Source organism: Propioniciclava coleopterorum (genome assembly GCF_011393335.1).
In the GTDB taxonomy this organism is placed as follows: domain Bacteria; phylum Actinomycetota; class Actinomycetes; order Propionibacteriales; family Propionibacteriaceae; genus Propioniciclava; species Propioniciclava coleopterorum.
In genome coordinates, this window is the sequence record NZ_CP049865.1 from 931,704 (window position 1) to 945,705 (window position 14,002).

At 71.2% G+C, this 14,002-nt stretch carries 14 protein-coding genes, 1 tRNA gene and 2 pseudogenes; 8 read left to right on the plus strand and 9 right to left on the minus strand.

Going from position 1 to position 14,002, the window contains the following annotated elements; genetic code table 11:
- Positions 1 to 21 precede the first annotated feature (21 nt).
- The 3 genes from G7070_RS19530 (at position 22) to mscL (ending at position 1,495) form a co-directional block, all read left to right on the plus strand.
- A complete protein-coding gene (locus G7070_RS19530) occupies positions 22 to 321 on the plus strand; it encodes an FmdB family zinc ribbon protein (protein ID WP_166232288.1) in 300 nt (99 codons plus the stop codon).
- A 56-nt stretch (positions 322 to 377) separates the two neighbouring features.
- Complete coding sequence (locus G7070_RS04505; protein WP_166232290.1) at positions 378 to 974, plus strand: SAF domain-containing protein; 597 nt, start codon at positions 378 to 380, stop codon at positions 972 to 974.
- A 146-nt stretch (positions 975 to 1,120) separates the two neighbouring features.
- Positions 1,121 to 1,495: a large conductance mechanosensitive channel protein MscL gene (mscL, locus tag G7070_RS04510; protein WP_166232292.1), complete on the plus strand. Its 375-nt coding sequence runs from the start codon at positions 1,121 to 1,123 to the stop codon at positions 1,493 to 1,495.
- Positions 1,496 to 1,676: 181 nt separating this feature from the next.
- On the opposite strand, the gene G7070_RS04515 is transcribed toward mscL, so the two are convergent.
- Positions 1,677 to 2,042: a hypothetical protein gene (locus G7070_RS04515; RefSeq protein WP_166232294.1), complete on the minus strand. Its 366-nt coding sequence runs from the start codon at positions 2,040 to 2,042 to the stop codon at positions 1,677 to 1,679.
- Positions 2,039 to 3,415, minus strand: coding sequence for a UTP--glucose-1-phosphate uridylyltransferase (locus G7070_RS04520; protein ID WP_246227325.1), 1,377 nt, complete (start codon positions 3,413 to 3,415; stop codon positions 2,039 to 2,041). The genes G7070_RS04515 and G7070_RS04520 overlap by 4 nt, the downstream gene beginning before the upstream one ends.
- 468 nt (positions 3,416 to 3,883) lie before the next feature.
- Between G7070_RS04520 and G7070_RS04525 the strand changes: the two genes are divergently transcribed.
- Positions 3,884 to 4,717 carry a hypothetical protein gene (locus tag G7070_RS04525; protein ID WP_166232298.1) on the plus strand — a complete coding sequence of 278 codons (834 nt, stop codon included), beginning with the start codon at positions 3,884 to 3,886 and terminating at the stop codon, positions 4,715 to 4,717.
- Positions 4,718 to 4,783: 66 nt separating this feature from the next.
- A tRNA-Arg gene (locus tag G7070_RS04530) sits at positions 4,784 to 4,856 on the plus strand.
- A gap of 59 nt (positions 4,857 to 4,915) precedes the next feature.
- Here G7070_RS04530 and G7070_RS04535 read toward each other — a convergent pair.
- The 5 genes and pseudogenes from G7070_RS04535 to G7070_RS04555 all read right to left on the minus strand — a co-directional run bounded on the left by G7070_RS04535 (position 4,916) and on the right by G7070_RS04555 (position 8,047).
- Entirely contained in the window at positions 4,916 to 5,944 is a 1,029-nt protein-coding gene (locus G7070_RS04535) for an LLM class flavin-dependent oxidoreductase (RefSeq protein WP_166232300.1), read from the minus strand.
- A 187-nt stretch (positions 5,945 to 6,131) separates the two neighbouring features.
- A pseudogene (trxA, locus tag G7070_RS04540) lies at positions 6,132 to 6,476 on the minus strand (thioredoxin); the annotation flags it as partial.
- 18 nt (positions 6,477 to 6,494) lie between these two features.
- Positions 6,495 to 6,989 carry a hypothetical protein gene (locus G7070_RS04545; RefSeq protein WP_166232304.1) on the minus strand — a complete coding sequence of 165 codons (495 nt, stop codon included), beginning with the start codon at positions 6,987 to 6,989 and terminating at the stop codon, positions 6,495 to 6,497.
- Positions 6,986 to 7,342, minus strand: coding sequence for a class I SAM-dependent methyltransferase (locus G7070_RS04550; RefSeq protein WP_166232306.1), 357 nt, complete (start codon positions 7,340 to 7,342; stop codon positions 6,986 to 6,988). Before G7070_RS04550 ends, G7070_RS04545 begins: the two co-directional genes overlap by 4 nt.
- 15 nt (positions 7,343 to 7,357) lie before the next feature.
- Entirely contained in the window at positions 7,358 to 8,047 is a 690-nt protein-coding gene (locus tag G7070_RS04555) for a metal-dependent transcriptional regulator (protein WP_166232308.1), read from the minus strand.
- 99 nt (positions 8,048 to 8,146) lie between these two features.
- Here G7070_RS04555 and serC point away from each other — a divergent pair, with 99 nt between their 5' ends.
- Complete coding sequence (gene serC, locus G7070_RS04560; RefSeq protein ID WP_166232310.1) at positions 8,147 to 9,256, plus strand: phosphoserine transaminase; 1,110 nt, start codon at positions 8,147 to 8,149, stop codon at positions 9,254 to 9,256.
- Positions 9,257 to 9,264: 8 nt separating this feature from the next.
- Here serC and G7070_RS04565 read toward each other — a convergent pair whose 3' ends face one another.
- Positions 9,265 to 10,224: an LPXTG cell wall anchor domain-containing protein gene (locus G7070_RS04565; RefSeq protein ID WP_166232312.1), complete on the minus strand. Its 960-nt coding sequence runs from the start codon at positions 10,222 to 10,224 to the stop codon at positions 9,265 to 9,267.
- Between the two features lie 43 nt (positions 10,225 to 10,267).
- Between G7070_RS04565 and G7070_RS04570 the strand changes: the two genes are divergently transcribed.
- On the plus strand, positions 10,268 to 10,915 hold the full coding sequence (locus G7070_RS04570; protein ID WP_166232314.1) for a DUF7691 family protein: 648 nt from the start codon (positions 10,268 to 10,270) through the stop codon (positions 10,913 to 10,915).
- A gap of 239 nt (positions 10,916 to 11,154) precedes the next feature.
- Positions 11,155 to 12,380, plus strand: a pseudogene (locus G7070_RS04575) (IS110 family transposase).
- Positions 12,381 to 12,457: 77 nt separating this feature from the next.
- Here the strand turns inward: G7070_RS04575 and G7070_RS04580 are convergent.
- A complete protein-coding gene (locus tag G7070_RS04580) occupies positions 12,458 to 13,948 on the minus strand; it encodes an NCS2 family permease (protein ID WP_166232316.1) in 1,491 nt (496 codons plus the stop codon).
- Positions 13,949 to 14,002 lie beyond the last annotated feature (54 nt).

Consider the following 14,002-nt stretch of genomic DNA (forward strand, 5'->3'; position numbering starts at 1 on the left):
GTCGTCCCCGGAAGGAGCCCCATGCCCACCTACGAGTACCGCTGCGCCGACTGCGGCCGCGAGTTGGAGGTGCAGCAGAAGTTCTCCGACGACCCGTTGACCGTCTGCCCCACGTGCCAGGGCCGCCTCAACAAGGTGTTCAGCGCCGTCGGCGTCGTGTTCAAGGGGTCGGGCTTCTACGCCACCGACAACCGCAGCAAGAAGGACAAGGGCAAGGCCGCCTCCGAGAAGTCGGGCGGCAAGTCCGAGAAGTCCGGGGCCAAGTCGGCGGACAAGCCCAAGAAGGCGGACAAGCCGAAGAAGGCCACCTCCGACTCCTGACCCGCCCGCCCGCAGCGTCACCGAACCGCCTGACGCGGCCCGCCTAACCTGCGGGCGTGAAACCTCCGCGCGCCCCATTGTCCCTGCCCCGGTTCCTGCGGCTGCGCCGGCGCCCCCTGGCGGCGCTGTGCACGTTCGTCGCCGTCCTCACCGGGCTCTGGGCCCTGTCCCCACCGCCGGACGATCGCACGACCGTGCTCGTGGCGGGGGCTGCGCTGCCGGCCGGCACGGTGCTGGGACGCGGCGACCTGGTCGCGCGTCCTCTCCCGCCCGAGGCCGTCCCGGAGGCGGCGATCACCGAACCGGACGCCCTGGTTGGCCGCGCGCTGGCCGGGCCCGTCACCGCGGGCACGGTGCTGACCGAGGCGTCGGTCGCCTCCGGCGAGCGGCTGGCGCGCCCCGGCATGGTGGTGATCGCCCTCCCGCTTCCCAGCGGGGGCATCGCCGCCCTGGTGCGGCCGGGCGCGGAGATCGACCTGATCGCCTCCGACGGCGCCACCGTGGCGGGCCAGGTCCGCGTCCTGAGCGCGCCCGAAACTGCTGAGGGCTTCGGCGCGGCCTCGCGGGCGGCGCTGATCGAGGTATCCCCGGACGCCGCCGCGCGGCTCGCCCAACTGGCCCAGACGGGCTCCCTCACCATCGCCGTGCGGTGAGGGAACACCGGGTGCCGGCGCGGTGACGAACCGGCCAACACTACCCCTCAACTCCCATCCGCACTGACTTTTCGGTAACATCGTCCGCCGGTTGCCCCACAGCCCCCCGTACTCGGGGCACTACCGTCGAGAGGGAACAGAGTTTTATGAAGGAATTCAAGGAATTCTTGATGCAGGGCAGCCTCGTCCAGCTGGCCACCGCCGTCATCATCGGCGCGGCGTTCGGCGACGTGGTGAAGGCCTTCACCCAGATCATCATGGACTTCATCGGTCTGATCGGTGGCCAGCCCGACTTCAGCCAGGTCGTCATCCCGGGGATCAACGTCAACATCGGCGTCTTCCTGACCGCGCTGGTGTCCTTCGTCATCATCGCCGCCGTCGTGTTCTTCGGCGTCATCAAGCCGTACAACGCGCTGCAGGCCCGCATGAAGAAGAACAAGGAGGCCGAGGTCGCCGTCGAGGCGCCGACCACCGACGAGCTCCTCGCGGAGATCCGCGACCTGCTCAAGGCCCGCAACTGATCCACGCTCGCCACGGCTCGTCCGTGGGATCGTCAACGGGGTCCGCTTCGGCGGGCCCCGTTTCGTCTGCCCGCATGGGTCCTGAACCTAGACGCGTCACGGTCAGGGGCGCGGCGACATGCGGTCGCACCCGAGGCGCACGCCGGTGCCCACCCTCTGAGCGACGTCGCGACCTCGAAGATCAGCCGCGGCCGAAGTGCGGCGGCGCGTCGGCCAGCAGGCGCCGCTCGTCGGCGTCCAGGCGCGTGCGGGTGGACGGCGGAAGCACAGTGAGCACCGCCAGCCCGAGCGCCTCGCGTGTCCGGATCAGCGCCGCGTGGAACTCGGCAGGCCCGATGCCGCCCCGGGCGTCGGCCGGAACGGGGTGGGGCCAGGGCTCCGCGCCGGCGACCGCGTGCGCGTGCGCACCGATCCGCCCGGCGTCCCAGCCCGCCGCTGCCAGGGCCGCGACGGCGGCGTCCACCTCGAACCGCTCCTGGACGCCGAGGTCCAGGTCGCAGCCGGTGAGCGCCCGCCCGAGCGCCCGGTGCCAGGGACGTCCGGTCACCGGCGTCCGATGGCCTCGTCCTCGATGACGCGCGGCTCGCCCTCGTCGGGCAGCACGGCGTCCCCGATGACGGTGACGGGGTCGGAGAAGGTCCAGTCGCCGTTCACGGTCAGCGAGCGGGCCTCCCTCAGCGACGGCACGTACTCGACGCGCCGGTCGAAGTCCGGCAGCAGCGCGTAGAACCGCTTGTCCAGCGACACGGCGGGCAGACGCTCGGTGGTCGCGCACAGCCGGGCGTCGCCGTCGAGCGCGAAGGCGTCCGAGCGGACCAGCATCAGCTCGTTGGTCGTCTTTACCGGCAGGAACCGGTCGCGTTCCACGGCGATCGCCTGGGCGCCGGGGAACACCTCGATCGCGGCCCCCATGGCGATCTCCATCTGGATCACCTCGGGGGTGGACTTGTCGCTGGGGTCCACGTTCTTCTCGTTGCGGATGAGGGGCAGCCCCAGCACGTTGTTGCGCTCGGCCATCAGCCGCTGCAGCGCGGCGAGGTCGACCCACAGGTTGTTCGCGTGGAAGTAGGGGTGCCGGTACTCGTCGGTGAAGAACTCCATCTCCTCGGGCGCCGTCTGCGCGGTGTCGCGCAGGATGAGCTGGCCGTCGCTCTTGCGGATGGCGAGGTGGCCGCCCTTGCGGTCGTTGGGCGTCCGGGGGCACACCTCGGCGGCGTACGGCGCGCCGGACTGGGCGAACCAGCCGGCCAGGGTGGCGTTGGGGCCGGCACCGAGGTTGTCGCCGTTGGCGATCGACGCGTACCGGAAGCCCTCGTGCAGGAGTTGGTCGAGCAGGCCGGTGCCGACGAGAGAGGTGTAGATGTCGCCGTGGCCGGGCGGGCACCACTCCAGGTCGGGGTCGGCCGGCCACTCGATCGGCTCGAGGGTGTCCTTGGTCAGCTTCGGCTCGAACCCCTGCAGGAAGTCCACGGGCAGCCCGCCGACGGCGAGGTCGTCGTAGCGCTCGAGGTAGGCCAGCGTGGCCTCGCGCGTGCGGAAGCTGTTCATGAAGATGAGCGGCAGGCGGGCGTTGTACCGCTCGCGGGCGCGCAGCACCTGGGCGACGAGGATGTCGAGGAAGGTCTTGCGTCCGCGGACCGGCAGCAGCGTCTTGGGTCCGTCGAGGCCCATCGAGGTCCCCAGCCCGCCGTTGAGCTTGATGATGGCCGTCCGGGAGAGGGCGTCGGCGGCGGCGTCCGGGTCGATGTCGATCGAGGCTAGTCGGGGCGGGTCGGTGAGCGGCTCCAGCGAGTCCTCGCGGATGTAGCCGCCGCCGGGCTGCCCCAACTGCTGGTAGTAGTGCGTGAACACGTCGACGGCTGCCGCGGAGGCGCCGGCGTCCAGCATCTTCTGGCGAGCCCGCTCAAGTCCGGAGGTCATGACGCCGACTCTAGCGAGGCGTGAGCCGAGGGTTCCCATCGCGTTGCATCCCGACCCCGATCGCGTCACAGCGTTGTGGCGATCCGTCTGGGAACATAAAGGGAGAGCGACGCCGGTCGAAGGGCTAAGAAGCCGTCTACCCACCCCCAGGAGACATCATCTACCTGGCGTCGCTCTCTTGCTAGAACTATACGCGGCTTGCTCCCACGAAACCAGTCCCCCCTACGGGTGATACGAGCCGATCACTATTAAGTACGACCTTTGGGGCCGTGGGGCCGCCCAAAGTGGGATCGTTCTCACTCCAGCCCCTTGTGGGCCGAGGTACCGAGCCGGTCCACCCACCGCCGGCCGCCGAATCCCGCCCCGGCGCGTCACGAAGCGCGGCCGCGGAAAGGCCGGAGCACCCGTCCGGGTGACGGCACTCCAACAACCCCGCGGGGCGGCCGGTGCCGGGGTAGCGTGCGAAGGGTGAAGCGTTCCTCCGTGTTCGCTGCGCTCGCGGCGGCAGCGATGGTCCTGGTCGGCTGCGCCGCCGAGCCCCCCGCGCCGACCCAGACCATCATTCGCACGGTGACCCCCTCCCCCACATCCGCACCGGCGGTGCCGGCGCCGTCCGGCTTCCCGTGCCGCGACCTGCGTCCCGACGAGACCGCCGTGCTGGAGGGCGCGGTGCGGCCCATGATCAACCGTCCGATGCGCGCGGTCGACCTGGGCTCGGGCTGGGCCGTGGTCAGCTTCTGGCACAACACCCTTCCCCCCGAGCAGATGGCGTTGGCGACCGACGGCACGACGTTCGTGAACCTCGCCGAGAGCTGGACCGGCGTGGTGGGTGACCTCCGCTTCGACGGTGCGCGGGACGCCTACACCGCCGCGCAGTCGTGCGCGGCCGACCTCCGCGAGACCAAGTACCTCCCCGGGACCACGCTGCCGATGGGCCCCGACCCGGGCACGGCGCTCGGGCCGACCGGGATCGTGCTGCAGTACGTCCCGGCCGACCCGAAGTTCGCGCCGAAGTGCCGGGCGCTCACGGCGAACGAGCGCTGGCAGGTGGCGACCATCCTCGGCCACGACGTCCCGACCGGGAAGCCCGAGCCGCGAGCGGTGGACCTGCCGGAGGACATCGCCGTGGTCGCCTACTGGCGCGCCCAGGGCAAGGGCGCCACGCTGGAGCATTTCGTGACCGACGGCCAGCAGTTCTCCAACATCGAGGCGGACTGGCCGGGCAGCCACTCCTTCGCCGGCATCGCGTTCGCCGACGGCCCCAAGGCCCTGAAGACCGCCCGGGCGTGCGTGTCGGGCTGACCGGCTCCACCGCCGGGAAGGATGCGGTTGGTCGCGCCGGGGGCGTCCGAGTAGCCTTGCTGGCCGGGCCCCATAGCTCAGGGGATAGAGCAGAGGTTTCCTAAACCTTGTGTCGCAAGTTCGAATCTTGCTGGGGCCGCCGCGACGCCGACCTGTCCACGACTGCGGGCGTCAGACCCCGAAGCGGCGGGCCGTGGGTCAGCTCAGCATATCCCGCACCAGCGGGACCACCCGCGTGGCGTAGAGCTCGATCGAGCGCATCAGCTGCTCGTGCGGCATCGGGCCGCTGGCGTACTTCAGGTCGAAGCGCTGCACGCCCAACTGCCGAACGGTGGCGGCGATCTTGCGGGCGACGGTCTCGGGCGAGCCGACGTACAGCGCGCCGTGCTCCACCTCGTTGTCGTACTCGTCGCGCGACATCGGGCCCCAGCCGCGGTCCGCACCGATGCGGTCGCGGTTGGCCTTGAAGTGCTCGTAGAGCTGCGTGCTCGCCAGGTCGTCGGTGTCGGCGACGTGGCCCGGGCTGTGGACCGCCACGGGCAGCGGCTCCGTGGCGCCGAACTCGTCGAGGGCGCGGTGGTACAGGTCGACGAAGGGCTTGAAGCGGTCGGCCGGTCCGCCGATGATCGCGAGCTGCAGCCCGAACCGGTAGTGGGCGGCGCGGACCACCGACTGCGGCGAGCCGCCGACGGCGACCCAGGCGAACATGCGCCCGCCCTCGGTCTTGGGGAACACGTCGACGCCCTCCAGCGGCGTCCGGTAGCTGCCGGACCAGGTGACGGGCTCCTCCTTGAGGAGCTCGGCGAAGACCGCCAGCTTCTCCTCGAACAGGGTCTCGTAGTCGGCCAGGTCGAAGCCGTACAGCGGGAAGGACTCGATGAACGAGCCGCGTCCCAGCACCGGCTCGGCGCGTCCGCCACTCAGAGCGTCGATGGTCGCGAACCGCTCGTAGACCCGGATGGGGTCATCGGAGCTGAGCACCACGACGGCCGAGCCGAGCTTGATCCGCCGGGTGCTGGTCGCCAGACCCGCCAGGACGATGTCCGGCGCGGAGATGGCGAAGTCGGGTCGGTGGTGCTCCCCCACGGAGAACGCGTCCAGGCCGAGTTCGTCGGCCAGCATGCCCTGCTCCACGACGTTGCGGATCACCTGCGCCTGGCTCAGCGGCGCGCCCTGCAGGTCGACGGTGACGTCGCCGAAGGTGTCGAGTCCGAACTGCAGCTCCATGGTGGTCTCCTGTCGTCGGGGGTTCGTGGGTGGGAGAAGAGAACCCCGGCGCGGCTGGGGTGCCGCGCCGGGGACGCTCTCACTTCTCGGACGCCTCGGGCTCCGCCGAAGTCTCGGACGCCGGGGCCTCGGACGCCTCGGGCTCGGCATGGCCGTGCTCGGCGTCGTGACGCGCCTGGGCCTCCTCGGCCTGCTTGCGGACGTCCTCGATGTCGAGGGCCTTCACCGCCTCGACCAGCTGGTCGAAGCTGGACGCGTTCATGGCGCCCGCCTCGCGGTACACCAGGACGCCGCCCCGGAACGCCATCAGGGTCGGGATCGACTGGATCTCGAGGGCGGCGGCGATCTGCTGCTGGTCCTCGGTGTCGAGCTTGGCGAAGGTCACGTCCTCGTACTTGTCGGACGCGGCGTCGAAGACCGGCGCGAACATGCGGCAGGGGCCACACCAGGCGGCCCAGAAGTCGATGAAGAGGGTGTCGTTCCCCTCGATGGTCTGCGCGAAGTTCTCAGCGGTCAACTCGACGGTGGCCATGGTGGCTCCTTTCGTTGGTTACTGCCCCTCAACGCCTGCCGCGGGTGAGTCATTCCCCGCGACCTGGGTCGCGGGCTCCGCGGAGGACGCGTGCAACTGCTTCAGCACCACGAAGCGGCGCATGCCGATGGACATCCGCACCGGGCCACGCCGGTCGATGCGCCCCGACAGCCAGTCCACCGCGGCCTGCTTGCGGCGCGGGGACGCGCCGGGCAGGTACAAGGCGTCGATGACCTCCAGCGCCTCGACGCGCGAGCCGACCTCGACGTGGTAGCGCTCGCGGGCGTCCTCCACCTTGCGCAGCCCCGTCCCGGCCAGCGCATCCACGTAGCTCGTCCACTCGGTCGGGCCGGGGAACCGCGGCCGGGAACGCAGCCGCGCCACGAGTTGCAGCGACCGCGCGAGCTCGCGCGGCCGGACGAACAGGATCGTGGGGGCGATGAACGCGAAGACCCCGCCGGGACGCAGCACGCGCCCCACCTCCGCGAACAGCGCCTCGGGCGGCTGGATCACCAGCGGCCCAGCGCGCTGACGACGGCGTCGAGGGAGTCGTCGGCGAACGGCAGCCGGCGCGCGTCGGCGCACACGAACGGCGCCTGCGACCGCTCGGTGGCGACGGCCAGTTCGTGCTCGGACAGGTCGAGGCCGATCAGGCGGCGTCCGGGCTGTTCCAGCTCGCGCACCATCGCCCCGGCCCCGCACGCGAGATCCAGCACGTCGCGCGCGCGCGGCGACACCGCACGCGCCAGCCAGCGGTACGGGTTGGAGCCGTCCGCCTCCAGGCGCGTCATGATCGCCTCGGTCAGCCCGGGGTGGTCGCGGTGGACGGCGGCCAGGTAGGTCGCCCAGTCGAAGCCGCGCTTCATGGCCGCTCGCCGCGCCTAGCGCGCGGACGCCTCCTTCACGAAGAGGTGGTGGGCGAACTCGCCGGCGACGAGCCTGCTCTGATCGCCGACCGTGAGCTTCAGGTCCGCCCCCGCACGCTCCGCCGTGACGGAGCTTCCGGGCGCGACCCCGAGTTCGCCGAGTTCGGCGAGCATGTTCGGGGTGGCCTGCAGCGCCTCGGTGAGCCGCTCGATGGTGACCTCCAGTTGCCCCACGTGCGGCAGCACCTGCGACAGCGGGCACACCTGCGCGACGGCCGGCACCTCGGGTCCGAGCTCGCCGTGCAGCGGGATGGGGTTGCCGTAGGGCGACCGGGCCGGGTCGTGCAGGATCTCGGCCAGGCGGGCCTCCACGGCGTCGGAGATGACGTGTTCCCAGCGGCACGCCTCGTCGTGGACCAGGTCGAGCGGCAGCCCGATCACCTCGGTGAGCAGCACCTCGGCGAGGCGGTGCTTACGCATCACGCTGGTCGCCTTGGCGCGGCCGTCCTCGGTGAGCTGGATGTGACGATCGTCGGCCACGTGCAGCAGCCCGTCCCGCTCCATCCGCTGCACCGTCTGGCTCACCGTGGGCCCGCTCTGGCCCAACCGCTCCGCGATGCGCGCACGCAGCGGCGGCACGCCCTCTTCCTCGAGTTCGTACACCGTCCGCAGATACATCTCGGTCGTATCGATGAGGTCACTCACGCCTGCACCCTCCCGCTCGCAGCCCCTACACGCACAGCCCTACCCTAGCCGTCATGGGCGTCGCCGCCGGAGCCGGGGCGACGATGGGAGAATGACGCCGTGTCCCTGAATATTCCCGCTGAACTCCTCCCCCGCGACGGTCGCTTCGGCTGCGGCCCTGCCAAGGTGCGCCCCGAGGCGCTGCAGGCGCTCGCCGGGCGCGGCGCCTCGTGGATGGGAACCTCGCACCGCAAGGCGCCGGTCAAGGACGTGGTCGGCAGGATCCGCTCCGGGCTGGCGACGCTGTACGACGCCCCCGACGGCTACGAGGTGGCGCTCGGCAACGGCGGCTCCACCCAGTTCTGGGACATCGCGAGCTTCGCGCTGGTGGAGCGGCGCGCGTCGGTGGGCGTGTTCGGGGAGTTCACCCACAAGTTCGCCGCCGCCCTGGCCCGGACGCCGTGGCTGGACGAGCCGGCCGTCACCCGGGTGGAGCCGGGCACCGTCGCGCTGCCCGCGCCCGCGGACGCCGACGCCTACGCGTGGGCGCACAACGAGACCTCGACGGGCGCGGCCGCGCCGGTGCACCGGATCGGGGAGGCCGACCCCGGCGCCCTGACGCTGATCGACGCCACCAGCGCGGCGGGCGCGCTGCCGGTCGACCTGGCCGGGACCGACGCCTACTACTTCGCCCCGCAGAAGGCCTTCTCGTCCGACGGCGGGCTGTGGTTCGCGTTCCTGTCCCCGGCGGCGATCGAGCGCACGGGGCGGCTCACCGCCGAGCGGTGGGTGCCCGACTCGCTCAACCTGCAGCTCGCGCTCGACAACAGCCGGTCCGACCAGACGCTGAACACGCCCGCGCTGGCCACGCTGTTCCTGATGGCCGAGCAGATCGACTGGCTGCTGGCCGCGGGCGGGCTGCCACACGCGGCGCGCCGCTGTGGCGCCTCGTCGGGGCACCTGTACGGCTGGGCGGACGCGCACCCGCTCGCGTCCCCGTTCGTGGCGCAGCCGTACCGCTCCCCCGTGGTCGGCACGATCGACTTCGACCCGCAGGTGGACGCCGCCGCGCTGGCCGCGACGCTGCGGGCCAACGGCATCGTGGACGTGGAGCCCTACCGCAGCCTGGGACGCAACCAGCTCCGGATCGGGATGTTCCCCGCGGTGGATCCGGCCGACGTCGAGGCGCTCACCGCCTGCATCGACTGGGTGCTCGAGCGCACCGTCTGAGCGACGCCTCAGCGCCGCCGCAGCACGACGACGAGCCCGGCGAGCGCGGCCAGCCCGGCCGCGACGGCGATGGACGCCGTGGTGCCCGTCTGGGCGAACGTGCGGTTCTCCTCGGGCCCGGCGGTGGCCTGGGTCTGGGACTTCGGTATGCGGGTGGCGCGCGGCGTCGGGGTCGCCGGCGCCGGTCCCGGGACGGGGACGGCGTTCACGACGCCGCCGGTCCCCGCGGCGGTGAGCACCTGTGCGGGGTCCATCGCCTGGGTCACGGACTGCCCGCGCTCGCCCGCCGGGATCTCCGCCTGACCGAGCGGGGCGAAGCCGGCGTCCAGGGTGAGGACGGTGGTCGCCGTGCGCAGCACGATGCGGCCGTCCTGCAGCACCACGCCGTCGGTGACGCCGTCGGGCACGTCGGCCACCCGGGTCAGCGGGTTGGGGGCGTCGCGCGTCGGCTGGGCGGGCGCCTGATAGACGCCGGCCTGCGGGCCCTTGGTGACCAGCGAGATGCGGTGGTCGGCGTCCACGAGGATCGCGGCGGCGTCGTGGCTGCCGTCGGGGTAGGCCAGCGGGTAGGCGATCGCCTTCAGGATCTCCGTGCCCGGCCACGGCTCGGTGACCTGGTAGACCGTCACCTGGCTGCGCCTGCCGCCGATGTCGGCGACGTAGGCCTCGCCGGACTCGAACGCGAGCGCCTGCGCGCTGGTCAGGGAGTCGCGCGACGACATGGAGCCCTCCACGGTGCCGTCGGGCTTGATCGCGGTGAGGGTGAGCCTGCCCGAGGCCTTGTCCAGCGTCCAGTAGCGCCCGCGCGTGTGGTCGGTGGCCATGCCGAGCGGGGCGGAGGTCGCCGGGAGCCGGAACACCTCGTCGGCGCGCACGGGCGGGGCCGACAGCAGCGCGCCTGCGACCATCAGGATCAACAGCAGGATGAGCGCACCGGTCACGATCTTGTTCTGCGCCCTCAGCTTCACCCGGTCAGTCTATTCCACGCCCGTCGTGGGTATGCTCCGCCCCATGGGCAACGTCAGCCTCATCGCCGTGGGCATCGATGACGTCCGCGAGCTGTTCAGCGGCAGCGAGACTCGGGTCGCCGAGCTGCGCGACGTCACCGAGCGCACCTGGCCCACCCCGCCCCCGCGCGGCGGACTGCTCAGCAAGCTCGGCCCCTTCTCGCGCCGCGCCGTGGACGCCCCCGTGGTGCACCCCGGCGTCCCGACCGGCCTGGAGATCGACGCCGTCGCGCACGGCCGCGACGTGCCGCCCGACCGGCTGTCGGCGGCGTGGGCGCTCGTGGGCGCCTGGCTGGCCCAGCACGGCTGGGGGCACTTCGAGATCGAGGTGGATCGGGCCGTGCTCGACGGCTTCGACTTCGACCTCGCCACCCAGGGCGTCCCGGCCGAGCTGGGCCTGCGCGGGGTGTTCCGGCGCTCGTTGGGGCTGCCGCTCAAGCCACTCCCGGGGCAGACGCTGGGGTACGCCCGCGGCGCCCAGGCGACCGCGATGGCCTCGCACTGGGGTGCAGCGCTGCCGGCGCTCGAACCGGAGCACCGCGCCCTCGCGGAGCCGATCGCGTCCTGGCTGGCGGGCTTCCCCGCCTGGACCCGGCAGGCGCTGGAGGAGGGACGGCCGGCGCCCGACCTGATCGCCGCCTACCGCGCCTGACCGCCCCGTTACCTTGCTGGTGACCCCGTTGGTCGGGGTTACGGTCGCTGGGCCCGGCATGACTTACTGCCCCTGTCGTACGAATGATCCGGGGGGTGTTGTCACCGGGCCTGGTGGCGCCAGATGACCGCTGATAGGGACACGGCCCAGCAATGAGGTCTCGTCGTAACGTGGGTGCCGGCAGCTGACGCATCACCAGCCCACGACGACCGTCGCTGCGATGCAAGGATGTGGTCGTCATGGAGAAACAGATCGGCTTCGACATCTGGTGCGGGCTGGACGTGGGCAAACAAGCCCATCACGCCTGCGCGCTGGATGCTGCCGGCAACAGGGTCTTCGACAAGCCGCTGCCTCAGGACCAATCCAAACTCGAGGACCTGTTCGGCAGGCTGTCCGAACACGGCCGGGTGCTGATGATTGTGGACCAGCCCAACACGATCGGGGCTCTGCCGATCGCTGTCGCCCGATCGATGGGCATCACCGTCGCCTACCTGCCCGGGCTGGCAATGCGCCGCATCGCCGACCTCCACCCCGGGAACGCGAAGACCGACGCCCGCGATGCTTTCATCATCGCTGATGCCGCTCGCACCATGCCCCACACCCTGCGCCGGGTCGATGTCGGCGAGGAAGCCTTGGCCGAACTGAAGGTCCTGGTCGGCTTCGACGACGACCTCGCCGCCGAAGCCACCCGCCTGTCCAACCGCATCCGCGGCCTACTGACCCAGATCCATCCCGCATTGGAACGCGTTGTCGGACCACGATTGACCACCAAGCAAGGCCTCGCAGTCATCGAGCATCTCGGCGGCCCCCAAGGCATCACCGCAGCGACGAAGTCACGCCTGCTGCGCATCGTCACCAAGGCGAACCCGCGCGGCGCCCAGTCCTTCGCAGACGCCATCACGACCGCCCTCGCCGAGCAGACCGTCGTGGTCGCCGGCACTGCCGCGGCAGAGAAGGTCCTGCCCAAACTCGCTGCCTCCCTGCGCCAGACCCTGGAACAGCGAGCCGAATTGGCCCTCCAGGTCGAGAAGGTCGTTGATGACCACCCTCTTGCCGAGGTCCTGACCTCGATGCCAGGCGTCGGGGTCAGGACCGCAGCACGGATCCTGCTCGACATCGGCGACGCCAGCTCATTCCCCACCGCCGGACATCTGGCCGCCTACGCCGGCCTCGCGCCAGTCACCCGCCGCTCGGGACCAGTATCCGGGGCGAGTTCCCCGCCCGGTCAGGCAACAAGCACCTCAAACGAGCACTCTTCCTTTCCTCGTTCGCCGCGCTCAGATCTGACCCCGCCAGCCGCGCCTACTACGACCGCAAACGAGCCCAGGGCAAGAAGCACAACGCCGCCCTCATCTGCCTGTCCCGTCGCCGCTGCGATGTCCTGTTCGCCATGCTCAGGAATCGAGAGCCCTACAGGGCTCCCGCCCCAACACCAGAACCCTCACCCCGACCTCTGGCCACTTGACGAGGAACATAGGGACACCCCCCGGACGACGAAGACCGGGCCGCCCCGTGGGGACGACCCGGTCTGACCGTGCTAGATCAGGCGAGCAGCGCGTTGATGACGCCCTGGCCGAAGTAGATCAGGAACGCGACGCCGATGACCCACAGCAGCGGGTGGACCTGGCGGGACTTGCCCACGGCCACCTTGATGGCGATCCAGAACAGGAAGCCGGCGCCGATGCCCGCGGTGATCGAGTAGGCGAACGGCATCGCGATCATCGTGACGAAGGCCGGGAAGCCCTCCTCCGGGTCGGTCCAGTCGACGTGCACGACCTGGCTGAGCATGAGGAAGCCCACGAACACCAGGGCGGGCGCGGCCGCCTCGGACGGCACCAGCTTGACCAGCGGGGCGAGGAACAGGCTCACCAGGAAGGCCAGGCCGGTCACGACCGACGCCAGGCCGGTGCGCGCGCCCTCGCCGACGCCCGCGGCGGACTCGATGTAGGAGGTGTTGGACGACACCGAACCCAGGCCGCCGGCGATCGCAGCGATGGAGTCGACCGCGAGGATCTCGCGGGTGTGCTCGGGGTTGCCGTCGGCGTCCAGCAGGCCACCCTCGGCGCCCACGGCCACGACGGTGCCCATCGTGTCGAAGAAGTCGGCCAGCAGCAGCGCGAAGACCGTCATGATCATGGCGATCGTCACGGCCGGGCCGGACGAGAAGGCGCCGAACAGGTCGACGCGGCCGATCAGAGACAGGTCGGGCAGGCTGAGCAGCCCGCCGGCGCCGAGCTCGGGGATGTTGAGCGCCCAGCCGGTCGGGTTGGCGCCCTGCTCCTGGCCCGGGATGTGGAGGATCGACTGCAGGATCACGGCCACGACGGTCATGCCCACGATGGCGATGAGCATGGCGCCCCGGACGCGACGGACGTAGAGCAGCACCAGCAGGAACAGGCCGATGACGAAGATGGCCATGGGCCAGCCGATGAGCGAGCCGCCGACGCCGAGCTGCAGCGGGGTGCCCTCGCCCTTGCGGACGATGCCCGCGTCCGCCAGGCCGACCAGGGTGATGAACAGGCCGATGCCGACCGCGATGCCGGTGCGCAGCGGGCGCGGAACCGCCCGGAACACGGCCTCCCGGAACCCGGTCAGCACCAGGATCAGGATGATGACGCCCTCCCAGACGATCAGGCCCATCGCCTGCGGCCAGGTGACCATCGGGGCGATGACGTAGGCGAGCATCGCGTTGAGGCCCAGACCGGTGGCCAGGCCGATCGGGAAGCGCCCGACGACGCCCATCACGATGGTCATGATGCCCGCCACGAGGGAGGTCGCCGCGGCGACCATCGCGATGGTGGGGCCGACGTTGGCGGAATCGGCGGCGGACAGTCCGCTGATCAGGTTGCCGTTGCGGTCGGCCGCGGTACCGATGATGAGCGGGTTCAGCGCGATGATGTAGGCCATCGTGAAGAACGTCACGAGCCCGCCCCGCACCTCCTGCCCGACGCTCGATCCGCGCTTGGTGATGCTGAACCAGCCGTCGAGGCCGGAATTGGGCGCGCCGACGGGCGCCGTAGTGCTGGAGGACATGGCGGGAATCCTAAGGGTTCGCCGCCCGGAAAGCGCGTTCGTCTCGCCAGAAGA

What these genes read in the sequence shown, in the direction of transcription:
- G7070_RS19530 (WP_166232288.1), top strand. Translation starts at nt 22, where the DNA reads ATGCCCACCTACGAGTACCGCTGCGCCGACTGCGGCCGCGAGTTGGAG.
- mscL (WP_166232292.1), top strand. Translation starts at nt 1,121, where the DNA reads ATGAAGGAATTCAAGGAATTCTTGATGCAGGGCAGCCTCGTCCAGCTG.
- G7070_RS04520 (WP_246227325.1), bottom strand. Translation starts at nt 3,415, where the DNA reads ATGACCTCCGGACTTGAGCGGGCTCGCCAGAAGATGCTGGACGCCGGC.
- G7070_RS04535 (WP_166232300.1), bottom strand. Translation starts at nt 5,944, where the DNA reads ATGGAGCTGCAGTTCGGACTCGACACCTTCGGCGACGTCACCGTCGAC.
- G7070_RS04550 (WP_166232306.1), bottom strand. Translation starts at nt 7,342, where the DNA reads ATGAAGCGCGGCTTCGACTGGGCGACCTACCTGGCCGCCGTCCACCGC.
- G7070_RS04570 (WP_166232314.1), top strand. Translation starts at nt 10,268, where the DNA reads ATGGGCAACGTCAGCCTCATCGCCGTGGGCATCGATGACGTCCGCGAG.
- G7070_RS04580 (WP_166232316.1), bottom strand. Translation starts at nt 13,948, where the DNA reads ATGTCCTCCAGCACTACGGCGCCCGTCGGCGCGCCCAATTCCGGCCTC.